Genomic DNA, 23,409 nt, shown 5'->3' with positions numbered 1-23,409 from the left:
ATGCCCGAATACGTTAATTGGCTTCGTCACGCTTCGCCTTACATCAACGCCCACCGCGATTGCACCTTTGTCGTCATGCTTCCCGGCGATGGGGTGGAGCATCCGAATTTCGGCAATATCGTCCACGACCTGGTGCTGTTGCACAGCCTGGGCGTGCGACTGGTGCTGGTGCACGGTTCCCGTCCGCAAATTGAAACCCGCCTCGCCGCGCGTGGCCTGACCCCGCATTACCACCACGGCATGCGCATCACCGATGCCGCGACGCTGGAGTGTGTGATCGATGCCGTCGGTCAACTGCGCATCGCCATCGAAGCGCGCCTGTCCATGGACATGGCCTCGTCGCCGATGCAGGGCTCGCGCCTGCGGGTGGCCAGCGGCAACCTGGTCACGGCACGGCCGATCGGGGTGCTGGAAGGCGTGGACTATCACCACACCGGCGAAGTGCGCCGGGTCGACCGCAAAGGCATCAATCGCCTGCTGGACGAGCGCTCCATCGTGTTGCTGTCGCCGTTGGGCTACTCGCCGACCGGTGAGATTTTCAACCTCGCCTGCGAAGACGTCGCCACTCGCGCGGCCATCGACCTGGGCGCGGACAAGTTGCTGCTGTTCGGCGCCGACCTGGGCTTGATCGATGAAAACGGTCGTCTGGTGCGTGAATTGCGTCCACAGCAAGTGCCGGCGCATTTGCAGCGCCTGGGCAGCAACTATCAGGCTGAGCTGCTGGATGCGGCGGCTGAAGCATGCCGGGGCGGCGTGGCGCGTAGCCATATCGTCAGCTATGCCGAAGACGGTGCACTGCTCACTGAACTGTTCACCCGTGACGGTGGCGGTACGCTGGTGGCGCAGGAGCAATTCGAAGTGGTGCGTGAAGCCGCGATTGAAGACGTCGGCGGTTTGCTGGACCTGATCAGCCCGCTGGAAGAGCAGGGGATTCTGGTGCGTCGTTCCCGCGAAGTGCTGGAACGTGAGATCGAGCAATTCAGCGTGGTTGAACGCGAAGGCATGATCATCGCCTGTGCGGCGCTGTATCAGATTGCCGATTCGGACGCCGGGGAGCTGGCGTGCCTGGCGGTGAACCCGGAATACCGCCATGGCGGTCGCGGTGATGAGCTGTTGGAGCGCATCGAAACCCGCGCCCGGGCTCAAGGGTTGAAAACCCTGTTCGTACTGACGACCCGCACTGCTCACTGGTTCCGCGAGCGCGGGTTTGTGCCGAGCAGCGTTGAACGCCTGCCGTCGGCACGGGCTTCGCTGTACAACTATCAGCGTAATTCGAAGATCTTCGAAAAGACCCTGTGAAGACAGGCTTTTGTGGCGAGGGGGCTTGTCGGAACGCCGCATTGCCCCGTTCGGCTGCGCAGCAGTCGTGAAATTTGTGTTGCCGCTGCAATTCTGGGGCGGCTCCGCCACCCAACGGGGGCAAGCCCCCTCGCCACAGGGTTCAGCCGTTATTCCGCCACAAACTTCGCACTGACATACGCCGAATAATCCGGCAGCACCGTCTCGACCTTCCCCTGTTCCTTCAAGAACTTCGCCGTCTCGCCAATCGCCTTCGCCGTGCCGCCTTCCAGTAGCGCGGTGGTCTGCTGGGCCTTGGCATCCGGGAACGCGGAACCGGCCAACAACTCCGGTACATCGGCAGCATTCGCACCGGTCAGTTTGGCGATTTTCTGGACCGGCACCGAGTCGGCGGTCCAGCTGTCCTTATGCGCGGCGTAGTCGGCGAACGAGTCGAGCGTGACCTTGGCAAATTTGGCCACCACCTCAGGGTGTTTCTCCGCGTAATCCTTACGCGCGACCCAGACCTCGAAGGTCGGCGCTCCCCACTGACCCACCTGCGCCGCATCGGTCAACGTCTTGCCGGTCTTGCGAATTTCCCCCAACGCCGGCGACCAGACAAACGCGCCATCAATGTCCCCACGCTTCCATGCCGCAGCAATTTCCGCCGGTTGCAGATTCACCACTTTGACTTTCGAGGCGTCCAGGCCCCAGTGCTTGAGTGCGCCGAGCAAGCTGTAGTGAGAGGTTGAAACGAACGGGGTGGCGATGGTCTTGCCGATTAGATCTTCCGGTTTATCGATGCCGCTGCCGTTGCGCACCACCAGGGCTTCCGCCGCATTGATCTGGGCCGACACGATGAACGCAACAATCGGCAGATTGCGCGAAGCGGCCGCAGCCAAAGGACTGGAGCCGAGGTTGCCAATCTGCACGTCACCCGAGGCGATGGCGGTCACCACCTCCGGGCCGCTGTTGAAGCGACGCCAGTCAATTTTTTCGCCGATGGTTTTTTCGTACAGACCGTCCGCCTGGGGGACTTTGCTGGGGTCAATGCCGGTTTGATAACCCACGGTCAAGTTGGCCGCCTGAGCCGAGAGAGAAAATAACAGCGATACACAAACTGTAACAATTGGACTGGATAGTGCGCGTTTGGTCGTCATGACATGGCCTTTCGGTAAGGTTTTGTTTCCGAATTGCTTCAAACGCTAAACGATCTAAAAAACAGCTAATAAATACTATTTAGGAATTAGCTTATGAGCTGGGGGCTCTATTCTGGGGGCAGGAAACGGCGAAGAGCGTAATTCCTAAAGGGTATGAGAAAAGAGAGAGCTAGTTCTTTTCAGGTTTATGACGAACTCATGACCAGCATGGACCAAAAAACGGGGGATTAGACCATGGTCGTAGACACACATAGTTACGATTGACTTGTGGGTCACGCTCTGGCGCTAATCGCGCATCTTAGGATTCCGAGCATCGACTTGGGGCCAGGAACACAAGAATTAGAATCGAGAGGAGCTTAACAATGAACAAGTCAAACTTGGCTTTGGCCGTGGCCGTAGGGGTTTTGGCGCAGCAGGCAGGCGCCGCCGGTTTCCTGGAAGACAGCAAGGCTTCCGTCAGTTCCCGCACCATGTATTACGACGCCGATATACGTTCAAGTCTGAACGCTCCTGCTAACAAGGCTGCTGGTAACCGTCAGCGAGAAACCGCTGAAGGTCTCAAGTTCGATTACCTGTCCGGTTTTACCCAAGGTACTGTCGGCTTCGGTATCGATGCCCAGGCACTCGTTGGCATCCACCTGGACGGTGGCAAAGGGCATCACCCGACGGGTAACGCTAACTCGTTCTTCCCTAGCGATGGCGATCATGCGGCCGATGAGTGGAGCCGTATAAATGGCAACGTCAAGGCGCGCTTCTCGAAGACCGAAGCCCACTACGGTGGCGCCCTGGCTCCTAACCTGCCGATCCTGATCGCGAACGACAGCCGTTTGCTGCCACAAACCTTTGAAGGGGGCACCATCTCCTCGAAGGAAATCGACAACGTCACCATCAACCTGGGTCAGTTGGAACACGCGGCGGGTCGCGCCTCCTCCAACAGCACCGGCATGGCAGTGGCAGGCGGTACTCAGGACAGCAACCAGTTCCGTTACGGCGGTGCTGACTGGAAAGTCACCAAAGACCTGACCTTGCAGTACTACCACGCGGAACTGAAGGACTACTACAAACAGGACTTCCTGGGGTTGGTGCACGTCTGGACGATCGATCCCAAGCAGTCGTTCAAGTCGGATTTCCGCTACTTTGACAGCGGCTCGGTTGGCAAGAACGGCGACGCCGGTTACCGCTTCAACAACAACAACGGTTACGCCAAGACCCCGGGCGAGGTCGACAACACGACCTGGAGCGGTATGTTCACCTACACCCTGGGTGGCAACGCATTCCTGCTGGGTCACCAGCGCGTCAGCGATGACGGTGGCTTCGTGTTCCTGAACCAAGGCAACCTTGTCGATGGCAACGGTAATCAGGAAGGTGCCGGCGGCGCCAGCTTCTACTCGTTTACCGATGCCACGGTTGGCAGCTTTATCCGTGCTGGTGAAAACACCACGTTCGGTCAGTACTCCTATGACTTCGCCGCGCTGGGCGTGCCAGGTTTGAAAGCTTCGATCGCTTACCTCAATGGTCAGGACATCAAGGCTACCAACGGCACGGGTAAAGACCTGAGCGAGCACGAGACCGACGCGCGCGTGGACTATGTGATTCAAACGGGTGCACTTAAAGGGTTTGGTACAACGCTGCGTCACGGTACTTACCGTGGCAACACCAGCACCCTTGATCAAGACCAGACTCGTCTGATCTTCAACTACACCTACAGCTTCATGTAATAAGTCGTCAGAAAACGCCTCGCCAATTGGCGAGGCTTTTTTTTGCCTGTTCATATTCCAATAACAGCAGACGTGCGTATTTTTTATTCTTTTTGGTTTTTTTCGCAAACACCTAAAGTAGGCCCGCCCGGTCCTCACCACGAAACCGGCGTTAGTTGAAACAACCCCCGTCAGTAGAACAGGTCAAGGAATTGGCTTTCATGCCGATACCTCGGATCTGTGCTGTGCAGGCATATACCTAAACGGCATTAAAAAGAAACACGAAATTCTTTTTAGCTTTATGTAGCTGTATCCTGCACGGCCAAAACGACCGGCCTAGAAGGGTCGGCAAAAATTGCGTGTCTTAGGATCCAGGGCATCAGACCCAGGACCAGGACCATAAGCATTAGTAATGAGGAGCGAAACAATGAACAAGTCCACCTTGGCCATCGCTGTGGCCGTTGGGGTTTTGGCGCAGCAAGCAGGCGCCGCCGGTTTCATCGAAGACAGCAAGGCCACCCTGGGGCTACGTAACTTCTACATCAACACCGATAACCGTGACGGTACCGGTCCGAACAAAAACGAAGAGTGGGGTCAAGGCTTCGATCTGCGTTTCATCTCCGGCTACACCCAAGGCACCGTCGGCTTCGGTATCGATGCGATCGGCCTGTTGGGCGTCAAGCTGGATTCGGGCGGCGGCACCAACGGCGCGACGGCTACTTCTTACGGCGGCACTGTGTTCCCGAGCAAGTCCAACGGCGAAGCGGTTGATGACTTCTCCAGCCTGGGCCTGACCGCCAAGGCCAAGGTTTCCCAGACTGAACTGAAACTGGGCACTCTGCAGCCGAAAAACCCGGTGATCGTGACCAACGATGGTCGTCTGCTGCCGCAAACCTGGCAGGGTGGCCAGATCACTTCCGCCGAGATCAAGGACCTGTCGCTGGTCGGCGGTCAGATCGAAGCCGTTAAAGGCCGTAACTCCAGCAACAACGAGCAGATGTCCATTTCGGGCGCGAACTCCCGTGGGACCAAATTCCGCGACAGCAACAAGTTCATCTACGCCGGTGGTGACTACAAAATCACCAAGGACCTGACGGCCCAGTACTACTACGGCAACCTGGAAGAGTTCTACAAGCAACACTTCCTGGGTCTGGTTCACAACTGGGCAATCGGCCCGGGCGTGTTGAAGTCGGATTTCCGTTACTTCAACAGCTCTGACGATGGTGCCAACGGTCACGACCCGCTGTACTACACCACTGGCAACTACAACGCGCCAAACGGTAAAGGCAAGGTCGACAACAACCTGTACAGCGGCTTGTTCCTGTACTCGGTTGCCGGTCATACCTTCGGTGGCGGTTACCAGGTCAGCAACGGCAGCAGCGACTTCCCTTGGCTGAACCAGGGTGACGGTTCGTCGAACTACACCATCACCGATTCGCAAATCCAGAAGTTCGGCCGTGCCGGCGAGAAAACCTGGCAAGCACGCTACTCGTTCGACTTCGCCAAGGTGGGCGTACCAGGTCTGACCGCCGGTATGGTTTACCTGCGCGGCGACAACATCGACACCGTCAACGGTGCAGGTAGAGAGTTGGCTAACGGTGCTTCCGAGTGGGAACGCGACTTGAGCGTTGCCTACGTCGTACAGGACGGCCCGCTGAAAAACCTTGGCCTTGCCTGGAAGAATGCGATGTGGCGCACCGACCTGCCGGGCACTCGCTCCCAGGACGAAAACCGCCTGATCCTCAGCTATTCGATCCCGCTGTTGTAATAGCGCTCGAGTAACCGAGACAAAAAAAAAGCCCCGCCCGGCATCTCGCCCGGCGGGGCTTTTGCGTTTCAAGGCGGGGTCACCCCCGTAAACCCGCCTTGAAATTCCCCTCTTTTGCAGCACTCAAGGCCTTCTCGAACCTTGTGGGTGATGTTGGGCTCGTTGCCTGTTCGCGTCCAATGAACAGATATTTAATATTTCTTTATGATCTAAATAAATCAATATTTATTCTTTTTAATTATTCGCGGATGCAGGCAAAGTCGAACTCAACAAGCACTCACCAGGAGCAGCACCATGAGCCTCAGACTTGGCGACATCGCCCCCGACTTTGAACAGGATTCCAGCGCCGGCACCCTCCGTTTCCACGAATGGCTGGGCGATAGCTGGGGCGTGCTGTTTTCCCATCCGGCGGACTTCACCCCGGTGTGCACCACCGAACTGGGTTTCACCGCCCGGCTCAAGGACGAGTTTGCCCAGCGCGGGGTCAAGGCCATCGCCCTGTCGGTTGACCCGGTGGACTCGCATCACCGGTGGATCGAGGACATCAACGAAACCCAGAACACCCTCGTCAACTTCCCGATCCTCGCCGATGCCGACCGCAAGGTGTCGGACCTGTACGACCTGATTCATCCCAACGCCAACGACACCCTGACCGTGCGCTCGCTGTTCGTGATCGACCCGAACAAAAAGATTCGGCTGACCATCACCTACCCGGCGAGTACCGGCCGCAACTTCCACGAAATCCTGCGCGTGATCGATTCGCTGCAACTCACCGACAATTACAAGGTTGCCACTCCGGCCAACTGGCAGGACGGTGACGAAGTGGTGATCGTGCCGTCGCTCAAGGATGAAGATGAAATCAAGCAACGTTTTCCCAAGGGCTATCGCGCAGTGAAACCGTATCTGCGCCTCACTCCGCAACCGAATCGCTAAACATTTTCTGCGCGGCTTGAATCCTCTTCGCGAGCAGGCTCGCTCCCACCTTGGATCGCGATTTACCTGTGGGAGCGAGCCTGCTCGCGAAGACGGTGTGATAGGCGCTACCGAATTCAGATCCAATAGCAGGGGATTTCAGGCCGTTTCGACGGCCTTTTTTTATGCCCGTAAATCACTGATTTGTATATCTCCATAAGGCATAACCAAATGAATAAATATGATTTATGGATATAACAATCACCTGTTAAGGTCACTCCCATCTCAGCGAGATCGCAAACCGCGAATCGCCAACACCGTTCAAGGAATCATCTGAATGCTGGTCGTCTCACTCGGTGGCAGTCCCAGCCAACGCTCCCGATCCGGGGTGCTGCTGGAACGCTCCCAGCGCTGGTTGCAGGAGCAAGGGGTGGAAGTGGTGAGTTACCAGATTCGGGATTTCCCGGCGGAAGACTTGCTGCACGCACGCTTCGACAGCCCCAAGGTCATCGACCTGCTGCAACAGATTGAAAATGCCGATGGCCTGCTGATCGCCACGCCGGTTTACAAAGCGTCGTTCTCGGGCGCACTGAAAACCGTGCTGGATCTGCTGCCCGAACGCGCCCTGGCCCACAAGGTCGTATTGCCGATGGCCACCGGCGGCAGCATCGCCCACATGCTGGCGGTGGATTACGCGCTCAAGCCAGTGCTCTCTGCGCTGAAAGCCCAGGAAATGCTTCACGGAATTTTTGCGGTAGACAGCCAGATCGCTTACGGCGAAGGCAGCGCCCAGGCGCAATTGGCGCCGGAGCTGGAGCAACGATTGAACGAGTCGCTGGAACTGTTTTTCAGCGCCATGACACGGCGGCCCAAGCCACTTGATCCGAACCTGTTGAATGAACGTTTGTTGAGTGCTCGCTGGAGCATTTAAGCCTCACCCGAAATTGATCCACTCACCTTACTCAGCCGACAACGGCCAAGCAGGTGCAGCCAAAACCCAACTGCAAAAAGGAGAGCGCTATGCGCACTGTCATTTTGCGTCGTGGTCTGGTCGCTCTGTTTGTTGCGGCTGTGTCCCTCGGCGCCATTACTCAAGCTCAAGCCGAGACGTTGCGAATCGGTTATCAAAAGTACGGCACGCTGGTGCTGCTTAAAGCCAAAGGCACCCTGGAAAAACGCCTCGCCGCCCAAGGCGTGGACGTGCAATGGACTGAGTTCCCCGGCGGCCCGCAACTGCTCGAAGGCCTGAACGTCGGCTCCATCGACTTCGGTGTGACCGGCGAAACCCCGCCGGTGTTCGCCCAGGCTGCCGGCGCCGATCTGCTCTACGTCGCCTACGAACCACCGGCACCGCACAGCGAAGCGATCCTGGTGCCGAAGGACTCGCCGATCAAATCGGTGAAGGACCTCAAGGGCAAGAAAATCGTGCTCAACAAAGGCTCCAACGTCCACTACCTGCTGGTGCGTGCGCTGGAAGACGCCGGCCTCAAATACACCGACATCCAGACCGTGTTCCTGCCTCCAGCCGATGCCCGCGCTGCCTTTGAGCGTGGCAGCGTCGACGCCTGGGTCATCTGGGACCCTTACCAGGCCGCCGCCGAAAAACAACTGCAAGCGCACACCCTGCGCGATGGTCAGGGCATCGTCGACAACCATCAGTTCTATCTCGCGACCAAACCCTACGCGCAGAAAAATCCTGAGGTGATCAAGACCCTCGTCGAAGAAGTGCGCGCGGTCGGTGAATGGTCCAAGGCCAATCCTGAAGACGTGACCCAACAGGTGTCGTCACTGCTCGGTCTGCCGGCAGACATCACCCTGACCTCGGTGAAACGCCAAGGCTATGGCGCGCTGTTCCTCACGCCTGAGGTGGTCGCGGCGCAACAGAAAATCGCCGACAGCTTCTACCAGCTCAAGCTGATTCCTAAGCCGTTGAGCATCAAAGACGTGATCTGGGCGCCACCGGCAGCCGTAGCTAAAGCGCAGTAATTCGATTCCCTGAAGGAGACCACTCCATGAGCCTCAATATTTTCTGGTTCCTGCCTACCCACGGCGACGGCCATTACCTTGGCACCGCCGAAGGCGCTCGCGCCGTCGACCACGGTTACCTGCAACAAGTCGCGCAAGCGGCGGACCGCCTCGGCTTCGGCGGGGTGCTGATTCCTACCGGGCGCTCCTGCGAAGATTCGTGGCTGGTGGCCGCGTCGCTGATTCCGGTGACCCAACGTTTGAAATTCCTTGTCGCCCTGCGCCCCGGGATCATTTCCCCGACGGTGGCCGCGCGGCAGGCGGCGACCCTCGATCGTCTGTCCGGTGGTCGAGCGTTGTTCAATCTGGTCACGGGCGGTGATCCGGACGAATTGGCCGGCGACGGATTGTTCCTCAGCCACGAAGAACGCTATCAAGCCTCGGTGGAGTTCACCCGCATCTGGCGTCGTGTGCTCGAAGGCGAAACCGTCGATTACGACGGTCAGCACATCAGCGTGAAAGGGGCGAAATTGCTCTATCCGCCGATCCAGCAACCGCGTCCGCCCCTGTACTTCGGTGGCTCGTCGGAAGCGGCGCAAGACCTCGCGGCAGAGCAAGTGGAAATGGTCCTGACCTGGGGCGAACCGCCAGCCGCCGTGGCCGAAAAGATCGCGCAAGTGCGGGCCAAAGCGGCGAAACTCGGTCGCACGGTGCGCTTCGGTATTCGTCTGCATGTGATCGTTCGCGAGACCAACGCCGAAGCCTGGCAAGCCGCCGATAAATTGATCTCGCATCTGGACGACGAAACCATCGCCCGCGCCCAGGCTTCGCTGGCGCGTTTCGATTCCGTCGGCCAGCAGCGCATGGCCGCACTGCATGGTGGCAGCCGCGACAACCTCGAAGTCAGCCCGAACCTGTGGGCCGGTGTCGGCCTGGTTCGTGGCGGTGCCGGTACCGCGTTGGTTGGCGACGGCTCGACCGTGGCCGCTCGCGTGAAGGAGTACGCGGACCTGGGCATCGACACCTTTATCTTCTCCGGTTATCCACACCTTGAAGAGTCGTATCGCGTGGCTGAACTGCTCTTTCCGCATCTGGACATTCAACGTCCGGAGTTGCCAAAGGGCGGCAACTACGTCAGCCCGTTCGGCGAGATGGTCGCCAACGACATCCTTCCCAAAGCCGTGTCCCAGAGCTGAGGCGCGCCATGAAAAAAATCATCCACAACCTCGCACCCTGGGCGTTGCCGGTGTTGCTGCTGGCGGTGTGGCAGTTGTCGGTGTCGGCGGGCTGGTTGTCGACGCGGATCCTGCCGGCACCGATCGCCGTGATCGAAGCCGGTGTGAGCCTGGTGCGCAGCGGTGAAATCTGGACGCACCTGGCAATCAGCGGCTGGCGCGCCGCGCTGGGCTTCACCATCGGCGGCAGCATCGGCCTGGTGCTGGGCTTCATCACCGGCCTGTCGAAATGGGGCGAACGCCTGCTCGACAGTTCAGTGCAGATGATCCGCAACGTGCCGCATCTGGCGCTGATTCCACTGGTGATTTTGTGGTTCGGCATCGACGAGTCGGCGAAGATTTTTCTGGTGGCACTGGGTACGTTGTTCCCGATCTACCTCAACACCTATCACGGAATCCGCAACGTCGACCCGGCACTGGTGGAGATGGCGCGCAGTTATGGCTTGTCCGGTTTCAGCCTGTTTCGTCAGGTGATTCTGCCGGGCGCGCTGCCTTCGATTCTGGTCGGCGTGCGTTTTGCGTTGGGCTTCATGTGGTTGACGCTGATCGTCGCGGAAACCATTTCCGCCAGTTCCGGCATCGGTTACCTGGCAATGAATGCCCGGGAGTTTTTGCAGACCGACGTGGTGGTGCTGGCGATTCTTTTGTACGCGGTGCTCGGCAAACTGGCCGACGTCGCGGCCCGTGGACTTGAACGCGTGTGGCTGCGTTGGCACCCGGCCTATCAGGTTGTCAAAGGGGGGGCGGCATGACCGCTCAACAACCTCCGCGCCTGCTGCGCGGGATTCCGCTGGTGGTGCGCAAGCTGCAAAAAACCTTTGGCTCGCGGCAGGTATTGCGCGAGATCGATCTGCACATTCCGGCGGGACAATTCGTGGCGGTGGTTGGGCGCAGCGGCTGCGGCAAAAGTACGTTGCTGCGGTTGCTGGCGGGCCTCGACAAGCCTACGGGTGGTGAATTGCTCGCCGGCGCTGCGCCGTTGAGTGATGCGCGGGAAGACACCCGATTGATGTTCCAGGAAGCGCGTTTGCTGCCGTGGAAAAAGGTCATCGACAACGTCGGCCTCGGCCTTAAAGGCGACTGGCGTGCGCAAGCCCTTGAAGCACTGGAATCGGTCGGCCTGGCGGATCGCGCGAATGAATGGCCGGCGGCCTTGTCCGGTGGACAGAAACAACGTGTGGCGCTGGCGCGGGCGTTGATTCATCAACCGCGCTTGCTGTTGCTCGACGAGCCGCTGGGCGCGCTCGATGCCCTGACCCGAATTGAAATGCAGCAACTGATCGAGCGGCTCTGGCAGAAACACGGCTTCACCGTGTTGCTGGTGACCCACGACGTCAGTGAAGCGGTGGCGATTGCCGACCGGGTGATCCTGATCGAAGAGGGCGAAGTCGGCCTCGACCTGATGGTGGAACTGCCGCGCCCTCGGGTTCGCGGCTCGCATCGGCTGGCGGCGCTGGAAACCGAAGTGCTCAATCGCGTCCTCGCACTGCCCGGCGAACCGCCGGAACCGGAACCCGTTTCACCCTTGCCTACGCAATTGCGTTGGGCTCACTAACTCAAGCCGTATCCAACGACAGGAATCAACATCATGACTATCAAAGCCATCAACGTTCGTAACCAGTTCAAAGGCTCGATCAAGGAAATCGTGCTGGGTGACGTACTCTCGGAAATCGACGTGCAAACCGCGTCCGGCATCGTCACTTCGGTGATCACCACGCGTTCAGTGAAAGAGCTGGAACTGGTGGTAGGCAGCGAAGTGATCGCGTTTGTGAAATCCACTGAAGTGTCGATTGCCAAGTTGTAAGGCGGTCAGTGAGATAGGCGGCGCTGCCTTCGCGAGCAAGCCCGCTCCCACACTTGACCGAGTTGTCCAGACGGATGCGATCAATGTGGGAGCGGGCTTGCTCGCGAAGAGGCCCGCACAGCCAATAAAGAAATCAGGCTGAAATGGCGCGCTTGGGCAGATACGGCGGCAAGTACAACCCAAGATAAGCATCAAACACCCGCATCCCTTCCTCAGCCATGCGCGGCGTGATCTGCCCATGCTGCTGCACTGAACGCGCATAAACGCGGTCACCCAATTCCATGGCCAGTGCAAACACATCAACGTCTGTCGGCAGCTTCGGCAATTCGAAATGGTGATCGAAGAGTTTGTGCATCAGGTCGCCCAGTTCGATGTCGTGCTGGCGGTCGGCCTGGGTGACTTCGGTCAGGCCATGCTGGGCGAGGATCAATTGGCGGGCGGCGGCATCTTCGCTATAGATCGCGAGCATTCGTTGTTCCACCAGGCGTGACAGGTCACGCCAGCCGCTGAGGGCGCCATGATCGATGGGCGCTTGCAGGCAGGCGCGGAACGCGGCGTGAACGTCGGCCGTCAGCGCTTCAAGCAGCGCCGGAACGCTGGCGAAGAAGTGGTAGACGGAGGAGGGCGGGATCTCCGCGCGCTCGGCGACGCTGTAGATCGACAGACTGGCCACGCCCTCGGCGGCCAGCAGCGTGCGGGCGGCATCGAGTATCGAATCAATCCGCGCCTGGCTGCGGGCGCGGGGTTTGCGTGGGGTGGCGAGTCGGGTCATTGAAGTCTCCTGCGGGGGCAGCGGGCATTGTACGCAGAGCAGGCAGATGTTCCATATCCCTGTGGCCCTCTAAGGTTGCCGGCGAACGCCTGTGGCGAGGGAGCTTGCTCCCGTTGGGTCGCGAAGCGGCCCCAAAACCGTCTAACCCGGTGTGTCTGACGGAATCGTATTGGGGATGAAAGGGAGTCCTTCGGCCTCCAGCGGGAGCAAGCTCCCTCGCCACAGGTTTGATGTTGGCCATAAAAAAACGCCGCAGGCTTCAATAGCCGACGGCGTTCTTTTTTACTGCAATCGCTTACACGGTATGCAGGTACCAGTTGTACTCAAGGTCGGAGATGGAGTGTTCGAACTCCTCCAGCTCGCTTTCCTTGCAGGCCACGAAGATATCGATGTATTTAGGATCGATGTACCTGGCCATGACTTCGCTGTCGTCCAGCTCACGCAATGCATCGCGCAGGTTGTTCGGCAGGCTTTGCTCGTTCTGCTCGTAGGAGTTGCCTTCCACGGGCGCGCCCGGCTCGATCTTGTTGGTCAGGCCGTGATGCACGCCTGCCAGGACCGAAGCCATCAGCAGGTATGGGTTGGCATCGGCGCCGGCCACACGGTGTTCGATGCGCACGGCATCGGAAGCACCGGTCGGAACGCGGATCGCTACAGTACGGTTGTCCAGGCCCCAGCACGGCGAGTTCGGCACGTAGAACTGTGCGCCGAAACGACGGTAGGAGTTGACGTTCGGGCAGAGGAAAGCCATCTGCGCGGGTAGGGTCTCGAGCACACCGCCGATCGCGTGACGCAGTGCGGCGTTCTGCTCGGGATCCTCGCTGGCAAAAATGTTTTTGCCGTCTTTATCAAGAATCGAGATGTGGACATGCAGACCGTTGCCCGCCTGGCCCGGGTAAGGCTTGGCCATGAACGTGGTGTCCATTTCATGGTCATAGGCGATGTTCTTGATCAGGCGCTTGAGCAGGACCGCGTAGTCGCAGGCCTTGATCGGGTCGGCCACGTGGTGCAGGTTCACTTCGAACTGCGCCGGGGCACTTTCCTTGACGATCGCATCGGCAGGGATGCCTTGCTCTTTCGCACCTTCCAGAATGTCCTGGAGGCAGTCGACGTATTCGTCGAGGTCGTCGATCAGGTAGACCTGTGTCGAATGCGGGCGTTTGCCGGATACCGGCGAGCGTGGCGGTTGCGGACGACCGTTCACGTTCTCCTGGTCGATCAGGTAGAACTCCAGTTCGAATGCGGCGCAGATGGTCAGGCCCATGTCGTCGAACTTGCGAACCACATTGGCCAGCACTTCCCGAGGGTCGGCGAAGAACGGCTGGCCTTCGAGTTCGTGCATGGTCATCAACAGTTGCGCGGTAGGGCGCTTCTGCCAAGGCTCGTTGCACAGGGTGTCAGGGATTGGATAGCAGATTCGGTCAGCATCACCGATGTCCAGGCCCAGGCCGGTGCTTTCCACCGTCGAGCCATTGATATCCAGAGCAAATAGAGAGGCCGGCAGGTTGATGCCTTTCTCGTAAACCTTGTGGAGACTGGTGCGTTCAATGCGCTTGCCGCGCACCACACCATTCATATCCGCAATCAGAAGGTCAACGTACAGAACCTCAGGATGTTCCTTAAGGAACGCGTTCGCTTCGTTAAGCTGAACGGCACGCGGGGGTACCGACATGATGCAACACCTTTGTTGTTAAAAATATCAATCATTGATCTCTTCGGATTCCAGTCAACCCGAACGGCCTGCCGAAGTCAAGCGAGGCCTTTTTTGCCCTAAAAAAGCGCTCGTAAGGCTTTTTTGGGGCACTTTGGGGCGTTTTTATGCCTTTGAACGCTTTGGTTGTCGCGGGCTTGAGCGGGGCGTGTTGTATTTTTTACGGGGGTGTTGTGTAAAAAAATGAACAAGGCTAAGCTCGATTCAAACCCATAACACCAATAATACCGGGGTGCTTCATGTCTCGCCTGCCGTTAATCGGCGTCACCAACTGCTCTAGGCAGATTGGTCTGCATGCTTATCACATCAGTGGCGACACCTTCGTCCGCGCCGTGGCCTCAGACGCTCCGGGACTGCTGGTCATTCTGCCGTCCCTGACGGATCGCCTGTCTCCGTCCGATATTCTGGACGCCGGAGATGGCACCCCCATTACGGTTACTTCATTCAATATAGAACCGATTCACAATAGCGCCCCGGCTATCGCTCAGGGCATTGCTCGTGATTCTGCACGCCCGGCGTTTGCCGCAACGTCCGGAAAAACACGATAGCCTGACCTAGACACCCGTTTCAACGCGACGCCGATGCGTCAAACATTGCCTGACGCAAGCAAGCGTCAGGAAACTCAAAGCCTAGAGGCATTTATGAGTAACAACCTCGACCAGCTCACCGATTGGTTGAAAGACCACAAGATCACAGAAGTCGAATGCATGATCGCCGACTTGACCGGGATCACCCGGGGCAAGATTTCGCCGACCAACAAGTTCATTGCTGAAAAAGGCATGCGCCTGCCCGAAAGCGTTCTGTTGCAGACCGTAACCGGCGACTATGTCGAAGACGACATCTATTACGAACTGCTCGACCCGGCCGACATCGACATGATCTGCCGCCCCGACCAGAACGCCGTATTCCTCGTGCCGTGGGCCATCGAGCCGACCGCCCAGGTGATCCACGACACCTACGACAAGCAAGGCAACCCGATCGAGCTGTCGCCGCGCAACGTGCTCAAGAAAGTCCTCAAACTCTATACCGACCGCGGCTGGCAGCCCATCGTGGCGCCGGAAATGGAGTTCTACCTGACCAAGCGCAGCGACGACCCCGACTACCCGCTGCAACCGCCGATTGGCCGTTCCGGGCGCCCGGAAATCGGTCGTCAGTCGTTCTCGATCGAAGCGGCGAACGAATTCGACCCGCTGTTCGAAGACGTCTACGACTGGTGCGAATTGCAGAAGCTGGACCTCGATACGTTGATCCACGAAGACGGCACGGCGCAGATGGAAATCAACTTCCGTCACGGCAATGCCTTGTCCCTGGCCGACCAGATCCTGGTGTTCAAGCGCACCATGCGCGAAGCCGCGCTCAAGCATGACGTGGCGGCGACGTTCATGGCCAAGCCCATGACCGGCGAGCCGGGCAGTGCGATGCACTTGCACCAGAGCATCATCGACATCGAGACCGGCAAGAACATCTTCTCCAATGAAGACGGGACCATGAGCCAACTGTTCCTGCACCACATCGGTGGCTTGCAGAAGCTGATCCCTGAGTTGTTACCGCTGTTCGCCCCGAACGTCAACTCGTTCCGCCGCTTCCTGCCGGACACTTCGGCGCCGGTGAACGTGGAGTGGGGCGAAGAGAACCGCACCGTGGGCCTGCGGGTTCCGGATGCCGGGCCGCAAAACCGTCGGGTGGAAAACCGCCTGCCGGGCGCTGACGCCAACCCGTACCTGGCGATTGCCGCGAGCCTGCTCTGCGGCTACATCGGCATGGTCGAGGGCCTCAACCCGAGCGCACCGGTGGTGGGTCGTGGCTATGAACGCCGCAACCTGCGCCTGCCACTGACCATCGAGGACGCGCTGGAACGCATGGAACACAGCACGACCATCGAGAAATACCTGGGCAAAAACTTCATCACTGGCTACGTCGCGGTCAAGCGGGCCGAGCATGAAAACTTCAAGCGCGTGATCAGTTCGTGGGAGCGGGAATTCCTGCTCTTCGCCGTCTGATACGCCGGGCGCCGTCGTTGTCGGGCGGCGCTTTCACCTGATTTTTTTTGGAGATTGGTATGACCAGCAACAATCCGCAAACCCGTGAATGGCAAACCCTGAGCAACGATCACCACCTGGCCCCGTTCAGCGATTTCAAGCAGCTGAAAGAAAAAGGCCCGCGGATCATCACCAACGCCAAGGGCGTTTATCTGTGGGACAGCGAAGGCAACAAGATCCTCGACGGCATGGCCGGCCTGTGGTGCGTCGCGATCGGCTACGGGCGTGATGAACTGGCCGACGCGGCCAGCAAGCAGATGCGCGAACTGCCTTACTACAACCTGTTCTTCCAGACCGCTCACCCGCCGGTACTGGAACTGGCCAAGGCCATTGCCGACATCGCGCCAGAAGGCATGAACCACGTGTTCTTCACCGGTTCCGGCTCCGAAGGCAACGACACCATGCTGCGTATGGTTCGTCACTACTGGGCAATCAAGGGCCAGCCGAAAAAGAAAGTCATCATCAGCCGCAAGAACGGTTATCACGGTTCCACCGTGGCCGGCGCGAGCCTGGGTGGCATGACGTACATGCACGAACAAGGCGACTTGCCGATCCCGGGCATCGTCCACATTGCGCAGCCGTACTGGTTCACCGAAGGCGGTGACATGACGCCAGAAGAGTTCGGCGTCTGGGCGGCGAATCAGCTGGAAGAGAAGATTCTGGAAATCGGCGTGGACAACGTCGGTGCCTTTATTGCCGAGCCGATCCAGGGCGCCGGCGGCGTGATCATTCCGCCTGAGACCTACTGGCCGCGCATCAAGGAAATCCTCGCCAAGTACGACATCCTGTTCGTAGCGGACGAAGTGATTTGTGGTTTTGGCCGCACCGGTGAGTGGTTCGGTACCGATTACTACGACCTCAAGCCCGACATGATGACCATCGCCAAGGGCCTGACCTCCGGCTACATCCCAATGGGTGGCCTGATCGTGCGTGACGAAGTGGTGGCCGTACTGAACGAAGGCGGCGACTTCAACCACGGTTTCACCTACTCCGGTCACCCGGTGGCGGCTGCGGTGGCGCTGGAAAACATCCGCATCCTGCGCGAAGAAAAAATTATCGAGCGCGTTCACGCAGAAACGGCACCCTATTTGCAAAAGCGTCTGCGGGAACTGAACGATCATCCGTTGGTGGGGGAAGTGCGCGGGGTCGGTCTGTTGGGGGCCATTGAACTGGTTCAGGACAAAGCCACGCGCAAGCGCTACGAAGGCAAGGGCGTCGGCATGATCTGCCGCCAGTTCTGCTTCGACAACGGCCTGATCATGCGTGCCGTGGGCGACACCATGATCATTGCTCCGCCACTGGTGATTACACCGGCTGAAATCGACGAACTGGTGGCCAAGGCACGCAAGTGTCTGGACCTGACCCTGAGTGCGTTGCAGGGCTAAGTGCTAGGCTCTGGGCGGGGTGCGAAGCTGGCACTTCGCTCAGGGCAAATTAAGGATGGGTCTTTCCTTGAAAGCCTGCCTCGGAACTTGCCAGACTACCGGTTGTTCGGATGCCCAGTAAAAGGCCGCTGAGCACGTGGTTAAAAAGAAAAAATTGGAGCATTACTGATGAAGGCATTAGGTATGAAGATAGCTGGCAAGACCCTTCTCGCCATGTCCCTGTTGGGCGCGATGGCAGGTGCAGTTCAGGCGGACGACAAGGTGTTGCACGTCTATAACTGGTCCGACTACATCGCTCCGGACACTATCGCGAACTTTGAAAAAGAGTCCGGGATCAAGGTGGTGTACGACGTTTTCGACAGTAACGAAACCCTCGAAGCGAAGTTGCTGGCAGGCAAGTCCGGTTACGACATCGTCGTGCCGTCGAACAACTTCCTGGCCAAGCAAATCAAGGCCGGCGTTTACCAGAAGCTGGACAAGTCCAAGCTGCCTAACTGGAAAAACCTGAACCCTGAACTGCTCAAAGCGGTATCGGTGAGCGACCCGGGTAACGAACATGCCTTCCCTTACATGTGGGGTTCGATCGGTATCGGCTTCAACGCCGAGAAGGTCAAGGCTGCACTGGGCGCCGACGCACCGACCAATTCCTGGGACCTGATCTTCAAGCCTGAAAATGCTGCCAAGCTGAAGTCCTGCGGTATCAGTCTGCTGGATTCGCCAACCGAAATGATTCCGGCGGCATTGCACTACCTGGGCCTGCCGACCGACAGCCAGAAGAAAGAAGACATCGATAAGGCTGAAGCCCTGCTGCTCAAAGTCCGTCCTTCGATCGCCTACTTCCACTCGTCCAAGTACATCTCCGACCTGGCCAACGGCAACATCTGCGTCGCCGTGGGTTACTCGGGTGACATCTACCAGGCCAAGTCCCGCGCGGCTGAAGCCGGTGACAAGGTGAAAGTCAGCTACAACATTCCGAAAGAAGGTGCCGGCAGCTTCTACGACATGGTCGCCATCCCTAAAGATGCCGAAAACGTCGAAGGCGCCTACAAGTTCATGACCTACCTGCAGAAGCCGGAAGTCATGGCTGCCATCACCAACGCCGTGCGCTTCCCGAACGGTAACGCGGCTGCCACACCGTTGGTTGATAAAGACATCACCAGCGACCCGGGCATCTACCCGCCAGCAGACGTGATGGCCAAGCTGTACGCGATTGCCGACTTGCCGGCCGCGACCCAGCGTCTGCTGACTCGCAGCTGGACCAAGATCAAATCGGGTAAATAAGTACTAAACCTGTAGCAGCTGCCGAAGGCTGCGTTGAGGTCCGAAGGACCTCCGCTGTTCGCCAGCACAACCGCTTCGCCGTTGAACGCAGCCTGCGGCAGCTGCTACAGATTTTCATAAAGTTTGCTGGAACGGTTTTTCGAGGGTAAGTTGCGCGCCGGTTTTGTTGCCAGGCAGCCATGGCTGTCATGTAACGCGGGGCAACTTGGGCCCAACTAATTTTAGAGGACCTCCACTTGCCTATTTTTTCTCTGTTTCGCAATGCCATGCTGGTCGCAGCCGGGTTGACGCTTGCCGTCAATGTCCAGGCCGCCGGCACTGTGCATATTTATAACTGGTCGGACTACATCGGTTCGACCACCCTGGCAGACTTCCAGAAAGAGACCGGCATCAAGCCGGTTTACGACGTCTTCGATTCCAACGAAACCCTGGAAGGCAAGTTGCTGGCCGGGCGTACCGGGTACGACGTCGTGGTGCCGTCCAACCACTTCCTCGGCAAGCAGATAAAGGCGGGCGCGTTCCAGAAGCTCGACCGCTCCAAGCTGACAAACTACGGCAACCTCGACCCGGTGCTGCTCAAGCGCCTGGAGCAGAACGATCCGGGTAACCAGTACGCCGTGCCGTACCTGTGGGGCACCAACGGCATCGGTTACAACGTCGACAAGATCAAGGCCGTGCTGGGCGTCGACAAGATCGATTCCTGGGGCGTGCTGTTCGAGCCGGAAAACATCAAGAAACTGCACAGTTGCGGCGTAGCGTTCCTCGATTCCGCTGACGAAATGATGCCCACGGTCCTCAACTACATGGGCCTGAACGCCAACAGCACCAACCCGGAAGATTACAAAAAGGCCGAAGCCAAGTTGCTGGCCGTGCGGCCTTACGTGACGTACTTCCACTCCTCCAAATACATCACCGACCTGGCCAATGGCGATATCTGCATCGCGATCGGGTTCTCCGGCGACATGTTCCAGGCCCGCAACCGCGCGAACGAAGCCAAGAAAGGCGTGAAGATCGCCTACACGATTCCGAAAGAGGGCGGCGCGCTGTGGTTCGACATGCTGGCGATTCCAAAGGATTCGGCCAACGTCAAGGAAGCCCACGCCTTCATCAACTATTTGCTGAAACCTGAGGTGATTGCCCAGGTCAGTGATTACGTCGGCTACGCCAACCCTAACCCCGGGTCGGACAAACTGATGGAACAGTCCATTCGCACCGACGAAGCGGTTTATCCACCGCAAGCCGTCCTCGACAAGACCTACGTGTCGGTCGAGTTACCACCGAACATTCAACGTTTGATGACCCGCAGCTGGACCAAGGTCAAGACGGGTAAATAGCTTCAAGGCTCAAACTATCCAAGGTTGGCTCACCTTGAGCGAACTGCACTCTTTTTTTCTGGGAGTTTCGTAAATGGCAGTTGCCTCCGGCGCCTATAAGAAAGCCCTCGAGGGCGACCAGTCACCTAAACAGGTGCTGGTCAAAATCGACCGGGTCACGAAGAAGTTCGACGAGACGATTGCCGTGGACGATGTGTCCCTGGAAATCAAGAAAGGCGAGATTTTCGCCCTGCTCGGCGGCTCGGGATCGGGCAAATCCACCTTGCTGCGCATGCTCGCAGGCTTCGAACGGCCCACGGAGGGGCGCATTTACCTCGACGGCGTCGACATCACCGAGATGCCGCCGTACGAGCGACCGATCAACATGATGTTCCAGTCGTACGCCTTGTTCCCGCACATGACCGTGGCGCAGAACATCGCCTTCGGCCTCAAGCAGGACAAAATCCCTGCCGCTGAAGTCGATGCCCGTGTCGCGGACATGCTCAAGCTGGTTCAGATGACGCAATACGCCAAGCGCAAGCCGCATCAGTTGTCCGGTGGTCAGCGTCAGCGTGTGGCCCTGGCGCGTTCCTTGGCCAAGCGACCGAAGCTGTTGCTGCTCGACGAGCCAATGGGTGCACTGGATAAAAAACTGCGTTCGCAAATGCAGCTGGAGCTGGTCGAGATCATCGAGCGCGTCGGCGTAACCTGCGTCATGGTGACCCACGACCAGGAAGAAGCCATGACCATGGCCGAGCGCATCGCGATCATGCACTTGGGCTGGATCGCCCAGATCGGCAGCCCGATCGACATCTACGAAACCCCGACCAGCCGCCTGGTCTGCGAGTTCATCGGCAACGTCAACATCTTCGACGGTGAAGTGATCGACGACGCCGAAGGTCACGCCACCATCACCTGCAAGGACCTGGACCGCCAGATCTACGTGGGCCACGGCATCAGCACCTCGGTGCAGGACAAATCCGTGACCTACGCGATCCGTCCTGAAAAACTGCTGGTGACGCCGACCATGCCGACCTGCGAATACAACTGGTCCAGCGGCAAGGTGCATGACATCGCCTACCTCGGCGGTCACTCGGTGTTCTACGTCGAACTGCCGAGCGGCAAGATCGTCCAGTCGTTCGTCGCCAACGCCGAGCGCCGTGGCCAGCGCCCAACCTGGGGTGACCAGGTTTACGTGTACTGGGAAGACGACAGCGGCGTGGTACTTCGCTCATGAACATGCGCAAGTTCAAACGCCGCCTCAATCGAATAATTCCCGGTGGCCGTCAGCTGGTCATCGGGGTTCCGTTCATCTGGCTGTTCATGTTCTTCATGTTGCCGTTCTTCATCGTCTTGAAGATCAGCTTCGCCGAAGCCGACGTGGCCATTCCGCCTTACACCGAGATCTACAATTTTGTAGACCAGAAGCTGCAGGTGCTGCTCAACCTCGGCAACTACGCGATGCTCGGCGACGACGAGTTGTACATCGCCGCTTACCTCGGCTCGTTGAAGATGGCGCTGATCAGCACCGTGCTTTGCCTGTTCATCGGTTATCCGATGGCCTATGCCATCGCCAGTGCCCGTAAAGAGCTGCAAACGGTGCTGGTGTTGCTGATCATGATGCCGACGTGGACCGCGATCCTGATCCGCGTGTATGCGTGGATGGGCATCCTCAGCAACAACGGCCTGCTCAACGGTTTCCTGATGAGCATGGGCTGGATCAACGAACCGCTGCAGATCCTCAACACCAACCTCGCGGTGTACATCGGTGTTGTTTATTCGTACCTGCCGTTCATGATCCTGCCGCTCTACGCCAACCTGGTGAAGCACGATAACAGCCTGTTGGAAGCCGCCTCGGACCTCGGTTCGAGCACGTTCAACAGCTTCTGGAAGATTACGATTCCGCTGTCGAAAAACGGCATCGTTGCCGGCTGCATGCTGGTGTTCATCCCGGTGGTCGGTGAGTTCGTGATCCCGGAACTGCTCGGCGGTCCGGAAACCCTGATGATCGGTAAAGTGTTGTGGCAAGAGTTCTTCAACAACCGTGACTGGCCGGTGGCGTCTGCCCTGGCGGTGGTGATGCTGTTGATCCTGATTGTGCCGATCATCCTGTTCAACCGCAGTCAGGCCAAAGAAATGGAGGGCAAAGAATGAAGCGCTTCAATTTCTCGAGTTTCATGCTGGTATTCGGCCTGCTGTTCATCTACGCACCGATGCTGATCCTGGTGATCTACTCGTTCAACGCCTCGAAACTGGTGACGGTGTGGGGCGGCTGGTCGATCAAGTGGTACGTCGGACTGCTCGACAACAGCCAACTGATGGGCTCGGTGGTGCGCTCGCTGGAAATCGCTTGCTACACGGCGATTGCAGCGGTTGCGCTGGGCACGCTGGCTGCGTTCGTGCTGACCCGTATCACCCACTTCAAGGGTCGCACGCTGTTCGGCGGCCTGGTGACCGCGCCGCTGGTGATGCCGGAAGTGATCACCGGTCTGTCGCTGTTGCTGCTGTTCGTGGCGATGGCGCAGATGATCGGTTGGCCACAGGAACGCGGCATCATTACCATCTGGATCGCGCACACGACGTTCTGTGCGGCGTATGTGGCGGTGGTGGTATCGGCGCGCTTGCGTGAGCTCGACCTGTCCATCGAAGAAGCGGCCATGGACCTCGGTGCACGGCCGTGGAAGGTGTTCTTCCTGATCACCATCCCGATGATCGCGCCATCGCTGGCGGCGGGCGGCATGATGTCGTTTGCCCTGTCGCTGGATGACCTGGTGCTGGCGAGTTTCGTGTCCGGACCGGGCTCGACGACTTTGCCGATGGAAGTGTTCTCGGCGGTGCGCCTGGGCGTGAAGCCTGAGATCAACGCCGTGGCCAGCCTGATTCTGCTGGCGGTGTCGATCGTGACCTTCCTGGTCTGGTTCTTCAGCCGCCGTGCCGAAGAAAGCCGCAAGCGTGCGATTCAGCAAGCCATCGAAGAAGGCGCTGCCGACTCCTGGAAACAACCGGACGTACGCCGCGCCCCGGCGCCGGAAGCGGCTTAAGGGTTGGCCACAAACGTGTGGCCGACCCAGATCCAATGTGGGAGCGGG

General features: G+C 58.6%; 20 protein-coding genes and 1 pseudogene. 18 read left to right on the top strand and 3 right to left on the bottom strand.

Annotated features, from left to right (window positions below; genetic code table 11):
- Positions 1 to 1,299 (top strand): amino-acid N-acetyltransferase, encoded by a 1,299-nt coding sequence (gene argA, locus BK660_RS20355; protein ID WP_008026003.1) that lies wholly within the window; start codon positions 1 to 3, stop codon positions 1,297 to 1,299.
- A 149-nt stretch (positions 1,300 to 1,448) separates the two neighbouring features.
- Here the strand turns inward: argA and tauA are convergent, their stop codons facing one another.
- Positions 1,449 to 2,438: a taurine ABC transporter substrate-binding protein gene (tauA, locus tag BK660_RS20350; protein WP_123434812.1), complete on the bottom strand. Its 990-nt coding sequence runs from the start codon at positions 2,436 to 2,438 to the stop codon at positions 1,449 to 1,451.
- 362 nt (positions 2,439 to 2,800) lie between these two features.
- Here tauA and BK660_RS20345 point away from each other — a divergent pair, with 362 nt between their 5' ends.
- The 9 genes from BK660_RS20345 to BK660_RS20305 all read left to right on the top strand — a co-directional run bounded on the left by BK660_RS20345 (position 2,801) and on the right by BK660_RS20305 (position 11,819).
- Entirely contained in the window at positions 2,801 to 4,156 is a 1,356-nt protein-coding gene (locus BK660_RS20345; protein WP_123434811.1) for an OprD family outer membrane porin, read from the top strand.
- A 406-nt stretch (positions 4,157 to 4,562) separates the two neighbouring features.
- On the top strand, positions 4,563 to 5,903 hold the full coding sequence (locus BK660_RS20340; protein ID WP_123434810.1) for an OprD family porin: 1,341 nt from the start codon (positions 4,563 to 4,565) through the stop codon (positions 5,901 to 5,903).
- A 294-nt stretch (positions 5,904 to 6,197) separates the two neighbouring features.
- Positions 6,198 to 6,836, top strand: a complete 639-nt coding sequence (locus tag BK660_RS20335; protein ID WP_123434809.1) for a peroxiredoxin — start codon at positions 6,198 to 6,200, stop codon at positions 6,834 to 6,836.
- Positions 6,837 to 7,152: 316 nt separating this feature from the next.
- A complete protein-coding gene (gene ssuE, locus BK660_RS20330; protein ID WP_123434808.1) occupies positions 7,153 to 7,746 on the top strand; it encodes an NADPH-dependent FMN reductase in 594 nt (197 codons plus the stop codon).
- An 89-nt stretch (positions 7,747 to 7,835) separates the two neighbouring features.
- Complete coding sequence (locus BK660_RS20325; RefSeq protein WP_123434807.1) at positions 7,836 to 8,801, top strand: sulfonate ABC transporter substrate-binding protein; 966 nt, start codon at positions 7,836 to 7,838, stop codon at positions 8,799 to 8,801.
- A gap of 26 nt (positions 8,802 to 8,827) precedes the next feature.
- Positions 8,828 to 9,976 (top strand): FMNH2-dependent alkanesulfonate monooxygenase, encoded by a 1,149-nt coding sequence (gene ssuD / locus BK660_RS20320; protein WP_123434806.1) that lies wholly within the window; start codon positions 8,828 to 8,830, stop codon positions 9,974 to 9,976.
- A gap of 8 nt (positions 9,977 to 9,984) precedes the next feature.
- A complete protein-coding gene (gene ssuC, locus BK660_RS20315; RefSeq protein WP_123434805.1) occupies positions 9,985 to 10,767 on the top strand; it encodes an aliphatic sulfonate ABC transporter permease SsuC in 783 nt (260 codons plus the stop codon).
- On the top strand, positions 10,764 to 11,570 hold the full coding sequence (ssuB, locus tag BK660_RS20310; RefSeq protein ID WP_123434804.1) for an aliphatic sulfonates ABC transporter ATP-binding protein: 807 nt from the start codon (positions 10,764 to 10,766) through the stop codon (positions 11,568 to 11,570). Before ssuC ends, ssuB begins: the two co-directional genes overlap by 4 nt.
- A gap of 33 nt (positions 11,571 to 11,603) precedes the next feature.
- Positions 11,604 to 11,819, top strand: a complete 216-nt coding sequence (locus tag BK660_RS20305; RefSeq protein ID WP_003229256.1) for a TOBE domain-containing protein — start codon at positions 11,604 to 11,606, stop codon at positions 11,817 to 11,819.
- A gap of 133 nt (positions 11,820 to 11,952) precedes the next feature.
- On the opposite strand, the gene BK660_RS20300 is transcribed toward BK660_RS20305, so the two are convergent.
- Positions 11,953 to 12,591 carry a TetR/AcrR family transcriptional regulator gene (locus BK660_RS20300; RefSeq protein ID WP_123434803.1) on the bottom strand — a complete coding sequence of 213 codons (639 nt, stop codon included), beginning with the start codon at positions 12,589 to 12,591 and terminating at the stop codon, positions 11,953 to 11,955.
- 295 nt (positions 12,592 to 12,886) lie between these two features.
- The gene (locus BK660_RS20295; RefSeq protein ID WP_123434802.1) at positions 12,887 to 14,263 is read right to left on the bottom strand and encodes a glutamine synthetase family protein; all 1,377 of its coding nucleotides are present in this window, start codon (positions 14,261 to 14,263) and stop codon (positions 12,887 to 12,889) included.
- 278 nt (positions 14,264 to 14,541) lie between these two features.
- On the opposite strand from BK660_RS20295, the pseudogene BK660_RS20290 reads away from it, so the two are divergent.
- The 8 genes and pseudogenes from BK660_RS20290 to BK660_RS20255 form a co-directional block, all read left to right on the top strand.
- Positions 14,542 to 14,820, top strand: a pseudogene (locus BK660_RS20290) (gamma-glutamyl-gamma-aminobutyrate hydrolase family protein); the annotation flags it as partial.
- Positions 14,821 to 14,943: 123 nt separating this feature from the next.
- Positions 14,944 to 16,302 (top strand): glutamine synthetase family protein, encoded by a 1,359-nt coding sequence (locus tag BK660_RS20285; RefSeq protein WP_123434800.1) that lies wholly within the window; start codon positions 14,944 to 14,946, stop codon positions 16,300 to 16,302.
- A 59-nt stretch (positions 16,303 to 16,361) separates the two neighbouring features.
- A complete protein-coding gene (locus BK660_RS20280) occupies positions 16,362 to 17,726 on the top strand; it encodes an aspartate aminotransferase family protein (protein WP_123434799.1) in 1,365 nt (454 codons plus the stop codon).
- A gap of 183 nt (positions 17,727 to 17,909) precedes the next feature.
- Entirely contained in the window at positions 17,910 to 19,007 is a 1,098-nt protein-coding gene (locus BK660_RS20275) for a polyamine ABC transporter substrate-binding protein (protein ID WP_123434798.1), read from the top strand.
- A 236-nt stretch (positions 19,008 to 19,243) separates the two neighbouring features.
- Entirely contained in the window at positions 19,244 to 20,341 is a 1,098-nt protein-coding gene (locus BK660_RS20270; RefSeq protein WP_123434797.1) for a polyamine ABC transporter substrate-binding protein, read from the top strand.
- Positions 20,342 to 20,414: 73 nt separating this feature from the next.
- The gene (locus BK660_RS20265) at positions 20,415 to 21,557 is read left to right on the top strand and encodes an ABC transporter ATP-binding protein (RefSeq protein WP_123434796.1); all 1,143 of its coding nucleotides are present in this window, start codon (positions 20,415 to 20,417) and stop codon (positions 21,555 to 21,557) included.
- Positions 21,558 to 21,592: 35 nt separating this feature from the next.
- Positions 21,593 to 22,474 carry an ABC transporter permease subunit gene (locus BK660_RS20260; RefSeq protein WP_185045160.1) on the top strand — a complete coding sequence of 294 codons (882 nt, stop codon included), beginning with the start codon at positions 21,593 to 21,595 and terminating at the stop codon, positions 22,472 to 22,474.
- Positions 22,471 to 23,361, top strand: coding sequence for an ABC transporter permease subunit (locus BK660_RS20255; RefSeq protein WP_123434794.1), 891 nt, complete (start codon positions 22,471 to 22,473; stop codon positions 23,359 to 23,361). The genes BK660_RS20260 and BK660_RS20255 overlap by 4 nt, the downstream gene beginning before the upstream one ends.
- The last annotated feature ends 48 nt before the right edge of the window (positions 23,362 to 23,409 follow it).

It is taken from the genome of Pseudomonas brassicacearum (genome assembly GCF_003732265.1).
GTDB lineage: Bacteria > Pseudomonadota > Gammaproteobacteria > Pseudomonadales > Pseudomonadaceae > Aquipseudomonas > Aquipseudomonas brassicacearum_D.
The sequence above is the reverse complement of the archived record's forward strand: the minus strand, read 5'-3'. Positions and strand labels throughout refer to the sequence as shown.

Coding starts and splice junctions, on each gene's coding strand:
- argA (WP_008026003.1), top strand. CDS start 1: ATGCCCGAATACGTTAATTGGCTTCGTCACGCTTCGCCTTACATCAAC.
- tauA (WP_123434812.1), bottom strand. CDS start 2,438: ATGACGACCAAACGCGCACTATCCAGTCCAATTGTTACAGTTTGTGTA.
- BK660_RS20345 (WP_123434811.1), top strand. CDS start 2,801: ATGAACAAGTCAAACTTGGCTTTGGCCGTGGCCGTAGGGGTTTTGGCG.
- BK660_RS20340 (WP_123434810.1), top strand. CDS start 4,563: ATGAACAAGTCCACCTTGGCCATCGCTGTGGCCGTTGGGGTTTTGGCG.
- BK660_RS20335 (WP_123434809.1), top strand. CDS start 6,198: ATGAGCCTCAGACTTGGCGACATCGCCCCCGACTTTGAACAGGATTCC.
- ssuE (WP_123434808.1), top strand. CDS start 7,153: ATGCTGGTCGTCTCACTCGGTGGCAGTCCCAGCCAACGCTCCCGATCC.
- BK660_RS20325 (WP_123434807.1), top strand. CDS start 7,836: ATGCGCACTGTCATTTTGCGTCGTGGTCTGGTCGCTCTGTTTGTTGCG.
- ssuD (WP_123434806.1), top strand. CDS start 8,828: ATGAGCCTCAATATTTTCTGGTTCCTGCCTACCCACGGCGACGGCCAT.
- ssuC (WP_123434805.1), top strand. CDS start 9,985: ATGAAAAAAATCATCCACAACCTCGCACCCTGGGCGTTGCCGGTGTTG.
- ssuB (WP_123434804.1), top strand. CDS start 10,764: ATGACCGCTCAACAACCTCCGCGCCTGCTGCGCGGGATTCCGCTGGTG.
- BK660_RS20305 (WP_003229256.1), top strand. CDS start 11,604: ATGACTATCAAAGCCATCAACGTTCGTAACCAGTTCAAAGGCTCGATC.
- BK660_RS20300 (WP_123434803.1), bottom strand. CDS start 12,591: ATGACCCGACTCGCCACCCCACGCAAACCCCGCGCCCGCAGCCAGGCG.
- BK660_RS20295 (WP_123434802.1), bottom strand. CDS start 14,263: ATGTCGGTACCCCCGCGTGCCGTTCAGCTTAACGAAGCGAACGCGTTC.
- BK660_RS20285 (WP_123434800.1), top strand. CDS start 14,944: ATGAGTAACAACCTCGACCAGCTCACCGATTGGTTGAAAGACCACAAG.
- BK660_RS20280 (WP_123434799.1), top strand. CDS start 16,362: ATGACCAGCAACAATCCGCAAACCCGTGAATGGCAAACCCTGAGCAAC.
- BK660_RS20275 (WP_123434798.1), top strand. CDS start 17,910: ATGAAGATAGCTGGCAAGACCCTTCTCGCCATGTCCCTGTTGGGCGCG.
- BK660_RS20265 (WP_123434796.1), top strand. CDS start 20,415: ATGGCAGTTGCCTCCGGCGCCTATAAGAAAGCCCTCGAGGGCGACCAG.
- BK660_RS20255 (WP_123434794.1), top strand. CDS start 22,471: ATGAAGCGCTTCAATTTCTCGAGTTTCATGCTGGTATTCGGCCTGCTG.